This is a genomic window from Roseovarius halophilus (ex Wu et al. 2025) (genome assembly GCF_047086965.1).
Genome location: NZ_JBKOTX010000227.1, coordinates 1 through 7,762 on the forward strand (window position 1 = coordinate 1; position 7,762 = coordinate 7,762).

Genomic DNA, 7,762 nt, shown 5'->3' on the forward strand with positions numbered 1-7,762 from the left:
ATTGCCTGGCGCTGATCGAGCGCAGTATCGAGGAGGTGCTGGCCCGGATCTGACGGGGCGGCTGCGCCGCGCAGGTCTGCCTCGGCTGCGCCTCGGGCAGGGGGGGGGGGGGGGGGGCCCGGGGCGCGCGGGGGCCGCGCCCGTCGTCGCCGCCGGTTTGGCGGAGACGGCGGAACTGATGCGGACCGAGCTGGGCACCCGCGAAATGCGATCCTCGATCGCGTCCTGATCCACGCAGAGCGCGTTCAGCAGTGCGCCGAAACGGTGGCTCTGCAACGTGATCTCGAGGCAGTCGATCACCTCGGCGGCCGCGAGGCGCTTTTCCTCGATCCGCTTTTCCACGTCGTCTGAAACGTGGAAGGGGCCAAGGGCCATCGCCATGTCGCCCGCGACCTTCTCGACCTGCCCGGAAAGCTGGCGCAGCTTGCTGTCGGGCACGCAGACCTCGGTAAGTTCGCGGGTAAGATAGCTGACGCCGCCGTCATTGAGGCTGAGCGCGGCATCCCACGCGGCCGCCGGATCCTTGAAGTGGCGTTGAACGCTTTCGGCGGAAAGGCAGCCGTCGCGCAGTTCGGCGAGCCGGGCTTCCTTCTCGGGGCGGATGCCGGTTTCGCGCTGCTGGTCGTCATAATCCAGCAATCCCTCGACGAAGAAGTTGGGATTGCGCAGCCAGTAGCAGTTCCGGAACGGGTGGCCCGGTGTCCAGTTCTCGACCCAGCCGTCCTTGGAGCGGCCGAACTTCTCGAGCAGCGATGCCTGCATCCGCCGTTCGAAGCGGGTGCTGTCGCCGCCCCCGGCGGCGGATTCGCCCAAGTGCTTGTCGAACTTCGTGAGCACGAAGAAAAGGATGCAGTCCACGTCGCGCCGCGCCTCGGGCCTGTTGCCGTGCGTCAGGGCGATCCAGTTGTCGACCAGCCCCGGCAGATCGAGCGTTTCCATGTTGCTGTCGGGCACGCAGAGCAGCATCGAGGTGATTTCCTGGTTCTCGACGTAGCGGTCGAAAAGATAGGCTACCTTGCCGCGCAGCAGCAGTTGCGATACGGTCTTTTCCGGCTCGGCCAGAGTTTTCGACAGCGGCTGCTCGAAGCGGTTGCGCGCGCCGGGGAAATCCAGCAGGTCGGTTTCCTCGAACAGTGGCGAGGGTTGTTCGAGCATTGGAAAGACAAGCTCGGCCGCGAGCGCGCAGACGACGGCGCGCGGCAGGTCCGTCACCTGCCCGGAGGGCGCGCGCACCTTCAGCGTGTCGGACGTGTCGCCGCCATGGAGGCCGTTGAGCGTCTTGACGTCGATGATCGAGCTTTCGCGGGGAATGAGCGCGTCGAGCGGCACGTGCACGACCTCGGGGTGGCCGATCCGCGCCAGCCCCTCGGCCATCGTCACGTAAAGCTCGGTCAGCGCGCCGTGCCCGCCCCAGAGGATCTCGAGGAATTCGGCGCGGTCGCGGATGGACATCATGGGTGCCAGCGCGGCGGCGTCGTCCCAGAAGGGTTTGAGCGCGGCGGCATAGGCGGTGCGCCCGAAGGTGGATTGCACGTAATCCTGGATCTCCAGCACGTCCTCGAAGGACATGCCCGGCACCTCGGCCGCGCCGGCCCGCGGCTTGAAAGCTTCGAGGTGGCCGTTGATCTGGCCTGCCTCCGGGGCCGGTTCGGACTGGTCGCCATCCATGTAGAAGCTGTTGACGATGGTGCGGGCGATATCCGCTTCGCTGAGCAGGTTGAGCTGGATCGGGAAGCCGTCCGGCATCGCCGCCTTGGTCATGGTGAAGCGGGTGACGAGCCCGGTGCTTTCGCCTTCGCCCTCGGGGTTGATCTCGCTGATGTAATCGAGCTGGCCGCCCGGGCCGGGGAAATCGGCCACGAGCCGCCCGTCGCCGGGCCGCGCGAGGACCGAGACAAGGAAGGACTTGCCGGCCTGGCTGGGGCCGAAGACGCTCACGCTCATCTTCGTCTGGGCGGAGCGGCCGAGTTTTTCCGCCCGGCGGGCGGACCGGCGCAGCAATTGCACGAGCGACTTGTGCTCGGGCCCGACTGTCTCGGCGTTCTCGGAATCCTGCACCCAGTCGAGCGCCTTGCGCGAGAGCGCGGCCACGTCGGCGCAGCGTGTTGCAAGCTCGTTCTGGTTTGCCATCTTGCGGTCCATCCTACCCGTTTCGTTCAGATTGCGTAGACGCCGGTATCGATCCAGTAGTCATCGTCGAATCCCAGAGTCTGCAGGCGCAACACCAGGTCGGTGTTCTTCATCTGGTCGCCCTCGCCGTCGTAGACCTCGCTGATCTTGAAGGCCTCGCGCAGGCTTTCGCGGCGCAGGCGCGCCTCGGTGGTCTGCGCCTCGTCGTCGTCGCCCTCGTCCTTCTCCAGCGTGACGCGCACGGGCGAGGGGCGTTGCCGGGCTGCCGCGTTCGCGAAATCCAGCCGGTAAAGCGGCGTCGTCGTCCAGCGTTCCAGCTCCAGTTGCCGCGAGCCGATATGCACGGGCGAGAACATGGACAGCGTCGCGGTCTGTTCGCCCGCGCGCGACTTCTTGTCGAGGTCGATATCGGCGAAGAGCACGCGTTCGTCGAGGATCTGGCCGTTGCGGTCCATCTCGCCGATGAAACGGGCGGTGGACCGCATCTGGAACGCCTCGGTCGTGACCTTGAAATTGGGTATCCGGCTCTCGGCGAGGGCGATCAGCATGCCGCCCACGGCGACCGTGGATTTCGGATCACCGATGCGCTGCGTGACCGGGTCGCGGAAGGGATACCAGCGGCCGGTCTTGTAGGTGTGCATCGAGATCAGCCGGTGGGGCGGGACGACCATCATCTCCTCGATGATCGCGCGCACGGCGGGCAGGCGCGAGGGCCGCCCCGTGAGCAGCACAAGGTCAACGCCCAGATGGTCGATGACCTCGCCCATGTTGCTGAGCACCTTCTGGAACACCTCGCGCGAGATGGCGTCGACATCCTCGCGCGTGGTGGTGAGCGTGACATCGGCCAGCGACCAGCCCGCGGCGCCGGTTTCCGCCGCGCCGCGTTCGATGTAGCCAAGTGTCTCGTTGACCTTTTGCGTGTCCGTTTCCTCGCTCTCTGTGTCATCCTCGGGGGAGTGAAGGCCGAGCACCTCGCCGATATCGAGATCGATGCGGTCGAACTCGCCCGATCTCTCGGACGCGGCCAGAACGGCCTCGGCCAGCGGCACGAGGACGCGGATCGAGAACTGGCGGCGGCGCTGCACCGCCTGCTGGTCCTGTCCGCCGCGGTCGCCGCCGAAGAGCTCGCGCATCTTCTCGCCAACGTAGCGGCCGCCGGCCTGTTCGATGCTGTCCTGAAGCCGGGGCAGGATGATGCCGCTGACCACGCGATGCACGAGGTCGTCGCCGGCCACCCGGAACCCTTCCCGGAACGTCTGTTCGGGGTGCAGCACGCGGTTGGCCTCGCCGCGATAGGTGGTAATCATCAGGTCGGTGGTGCCGCCGCCGATATCGACGCAGGCCAGCCGCAGCGTCGGCTGCGGCTCTTTCACGTCGCCGGTCACGCGCGGCTTGCCCTTGAGTTGCAGGAACGTGTCGATGCGCCCCTCGAATTTCTGCGTGAGCTCGCTGTACAGGTAAACGAGCTGCGTGGCGCTGGCCTCGTCCCAGTCGATCATCAGGTCGGGCCGGCGCGAGATGACGCTGTCGCCCTCGCCGATACCCAGCATCGACCAGACGAGGTGCAGCGCCCCGGCCGCGCGGGACCGGATGATCGCCTGTTCCTGGATCGAGGTGGCGGTGGGCAGGCTGAGGATGATCCGGTTGAGCCGCCGCGGCAGATCGCTTTGCGGGCGGCGCGAGCGCGAGGCGGGATCGTTCACCTGGATCAGCGTGTGCGCGATGATCTCGGCCAGCATGAAGCCGAAAAGCGCGGATCGCGAGAACTGCGGGCGGATCGCGGGGGTCATGCTGCCCGCGCCGCGCGGGCGCAGGCCGCGTGACATGTCGTATTTCAGCTGCTCCAGCACGTCGCCGGATTCGTTCAGGTGACGCATCGCGGCGCGCACAGCCTTTGGCAGGTTGTTGGGATCGTTGTGGTTGTGAAAGCGCCAGTCCTGCGATACCGCGGCATCGTCCCAGAGGTACCGCTTGGGCGAGGACAGGCCGGAAATGGTCTCGGTGCCCTCCTCGGCCTGCACGAGCCGCCCCGCCTCGGGGCCGAGCCGCACGAAACTGGGCCACATGAAGGCATTGCGCCGCCCCGAGCGCGAGGCGTAGCGGTCATCGCCGAAACGCAGTTCCGCGAACTCGACGCGGCTCTGGAACAGGCCGGTATACTGGAACTCGGGGCGCGAGAGATCGCGAATTTCCAGCGGGAAGGAGCGGGCCAGTTCGACATTGGATTCGCCGGCGAACTGTTCGATCAGGATTCCGCAGGTTCGGCTGTTGCCCACGTCCAGCACCAGGTCCACCGAGACGGGCGTCACGGCGTCACGTTCCGAAACGGTGTTGACGAAGCGGATTTTCGGCGGTGCCGTCGCCTGCTGGATCAGGCGCAGGTAGGCGAGGTAGCGTGCCCAGTGCTCGAACTGGTGGGGCAGGTTCTCCTCGCGTATCTGGCGCCCGGGCCTCTCGGCGCGCTTGAAGCCCATGAAAAGATCCTTGAGCCAGTCGGACACCCATAGCTGCAGGTCGATCGGCGTGCCGTCGGCGCCTTCCTCGAGCCGGCGCAGGAACCAGTCCATCTTGGCGGGGTCCGACACCAGCCGGAAATCGCGCGGCTTCTCGGCGTCGCCGCGTTCGGGGGCGACGTACACGGCGCGTTGTTCGTCGGGGACAAGGTTGGTGTCGAGCGCCAGCTGTACCCGGTGGGTATGGCCTGTTTCGGGGTCGGGTCGGTCCAGTTCCACCGTGCGCATCCGCGCCCAGCTCGTCGGGCCGGGATCGAACAATTCCTCGCCCCCGGCGCCTCGCTGGCTTTTCATCCGCAGGACGGGCACCGGAACCCATTTTTCAAGATAGGGCTCCAGCGCGGCGACGGCGCGGATCGAATAGGGGTCGTCCGTTTCGCGCGTATCGGCAAGGATGGCGCTGTCGGCCTCGTCGTTGCCGGTCAGCGGGATCAGCGTGCGCTCGACCTCGCCCGCTTCCTCGCGCGTGATGCGTTCGATGAACTTCGCGGCCTTGACGTCGAGCGCGTTCAGGTCGAACCCGAAATCGAGCATCTGGATGCCGCTATAGGGCACCAGCGTGATCTCCTCGCCGAAATCGGCCAACGGTTTCAGGCGGTTTGCATGATCCTCGAACATCATCGGCCCTCGTATTGGTGTTCGTGTTGCCAGCTCGGCGTCGCGTCCGAGACCGATCCCTGCCGGGTAATGACCTGCCCGCCGTCGCGAATTTGCAGGGTGAAGGAGCGCTGCGCCGCGCCGTCACGATCGCGGTAAAGATGGACGCGCACTCCGTAGCTGCCCGGTGGCGGGTCGGAAAAATAGGCGTTCTCGATCGGGTCCACGGCAATTTCCTGCGCGTTGGAATCGACGTCCAGCCGCCCGTTGCAGACGTTGTCATTGAGAAACGACAGGGTGTCGCCGGCGGGGCACGTGACATGCAGGTCCAGATCGTCGGGCCCGTCCCAGATGACCGTGAAGGTCAGGTCGCCGCGCGTCGCGCCGCTGCGCTCGGCGCGGTCGTTGATTTGCTCATCGTGCAGGGCTGCCTTGTCGGTATCCTCGACAGGCCGCGTCGGATCGGGCAGGTCGGGGATGGGCAGGGCTGCGATGTCGGGCTGGCAGGCGCGGTCGGCCATCGCAATCTGACGTTCGAGCCGCGCGATGTTGTCTTGCAGCAGGCGGCGTTCGTCTTCGGGCGTGGCCGGTTGCACTGTGTCCCGGGGGCAGTCGTCCGGGAAAATGGCGGCGCGCAGCGCGCACGGTTCGATCAACAGGTAGATCACCATTGCGATGAGCAGCGCGAGAAGCGCCCAGCCGAGCCAGACCAGCCACCACCACAGCATCGTGCCCCGGCCGGGCGTGACGGCTGCCGTGGCGCCGGGATGCGGTGGCGCCGGAGGCCGGGGGGTGGCGGCGTGGCCGGGCGCCGGGCGCTTGTCCACCCCGGTCAGAACGCCCCGCACCGATTTCTGCTCGTCGCGCACCCAAGCCCAGTTGACAAGCACGGGCTGCAGGGCAGCGCCGTCATCAGTGTTTTCGGTGCGGAGCACGAATATGGCGTCCTCGCCCGGGATCTCGAGGGCGTTCGCAAGCGCTTCGCCCAGGCGCTGATCGTCGGGGTCCTTCGACCTGAGCAGCGTGTCCGCGTGACGGCGGATGTCGGCCACCAACCCGTCGAGGATGTCACGCGCCGCCGTCGCCTCGTCCTCGGACAGGTCCGCGAGAGGGGCGGGCGTGCCCGCCGCGGTGGCGTACCAGTCGAAGCTGTTGCCATGCTGCGCGGCTACCGGTTCGGCGAACAGGGCCGCGTGGCGCGCGCCACAGGCGTCGCGAACCGTCCCGGTGACAAGCTCGAACGAGCGTTGCGGCGCGGTGCCGAGGGGGCGCAGCCCCTCGACGGACGTGTTCGCGAGAAATGCCTCGAACATCCGCGCGCCCCTCTACTCGTCCTGACCGGCAGCGCGTGGCGGCGGGGTCGGGCGTGCGACGCGTGGCTGGCATTCGTCGCCGGAGATCGTCGGCCGTGCCGGCGTGCCCTCGAGAAACGCGAGCAGGTCGGGCGCGGCCAGCGCGAAGTTGAGATTGCGCATCGACCCGCGCATGACGAACGTGTTGACCCCCACGACCCGGCCGCACATGTCGATCAGCGGCCCCCCCGAGTTGCCGGTCGAAATCGGCGCGGAGTGAACAACCGCCCGCGTCCGTTCCGAAAGCGTCTGCTCGGTATTGACCGTGCCGTCGGTGACGGTGAGTTCGGGCACGGCGTCAAAATTGCCACTGCGCAGAGACTCGAACTCGCTATCGAGCCGCAGGACATCGCCCGGATAACCGGCCGCGATGACCGATTGCAGCCTGAGCGAGCGGTCGCTGCGCCGGATGGTGTAAAAGGGCTGATCGCCCCCCGCGACGCGCAACAAGGCGAAATCCGCGCCAACCTCGGGCATGGGGCCGTGGCGCTTGAGCACCTCGGCGGATTTCAGGCCGCCCATCGTCTTGCTGGTGACGAAGATCCGGTCCGGCGGCGCCTCGTCGATGACGTGGAAATTCGTCACCAGCAGGTCGGGCCCGACGAAGAAACCGGTGCCGGTACTGAGGCTGTCCCCCGCCGCCAGTACCATCGCGGTACGGCTGTCGATATGGTCGAGCAGGCTGGCGGTGTCGCTGATCCGGGCGCCCTCGCCCATGGCGACACGCTCGGGCGCGGGGGGCAGGACGGGCGCCTTGTCGGCGGGCAGGATGCGTCCGGCCTCGTCCATGGCCTTGCCGCGGTCGGGCGGCACGAGTCCCTCGATCGTCTTGCCGCCGGGCAGGATCAGCGTGCCGTCTTCGCGGCAGACCGCGCCGTCATGGGCCGCGCGCAGGTCCGCCAGTCTTTGTTCGAGGGCGCGGTTGACTTCTTGCGCGGCGGCAATTGCCGCCGCGTCGGGGACGGGACGCTGGGTCGTGTCGCGTGCGAAAATGCGGGTGCCGGGCATGAGCAACCACACCAGCACGCCGCCCACCAGCAGCAGCAGGATGACGAGCGGTAGCCACGCGAAAACCGGTACCCGGCCGTGGCCGTCATCCGGCCGGGCGCCGGGACCGTCGGCAGGCGGAGGCGGGCCGCCATCAGCGCCAGCGGGGTGCGCATCGCGGGT

The 7,762-nt window shown here is 67.5% G+C and carries 4 protein-coding genes; all 4 read right to left on the reverse strand.

Translation table 11 applies throughout. The annotated features are described in order from the left end of the window. Nucleotides 1–2,130 (reverse strand): virulence factor SrfC family protein (locus ACH107_RS27560; protein ID WP_412508883.1); only part of this gene is annotated, 2,130 nt, incomplete at its 3' end. A gap of 26 nt (nt 2,131–2,156) precedes the next feature. Then, a complete protein-coding gene (locus ACH107_RS27565; RefSeq protein WP_412508884.1) occupies nt 2,157–5,261 on the reverse strand; it encodes a virulence factor SrfB in 3,105 nt (1,034 codons plus the stop codon). Further along, nucleotides 5,261–6,553 (reverse strand): hypothetical protein, encoded by a 1,293-nt coding sequence (locus ACH107_RS27570; RefSeq protein WP_412508885.1) that lies wholly within the window; start codon nt 6,551–6,553, stop codon nt 5,261–5,263. Before ACH107_RS27570 ends, ACH107_RS27565 begins: the two co-directional genes overlap by 1 nt. A gap of 12 nt (nt 6,554–6,565) precedes the next feature. Beyond that, the coding region (locus tag ACH107_RS27575) for a S1C family serine protease (RefSeq protein ID WP_412508886.1) at nt 6,566–7,762 on the reverse strand (1,197 nt) is incomplete at its 5' end.

Excerpts from the sequence above, each read along its gene's own strand:
- ACH107_RS27565 (WP_412508884.1), bottom strand. The coding sequence starts at position 5,261 with ATGTTCGAGGATCATGCAAACCGCCTGAAACCGTTGGCCGATTTCGGC.
- ACH107_RS27570 (WP_412508885.1), bottom strand. The coding sequence starts at position 6,553 with ATGTTCGAGGCATTTCTCGCGAACACGTCCGTCGAGGGGCTGCGCCCC.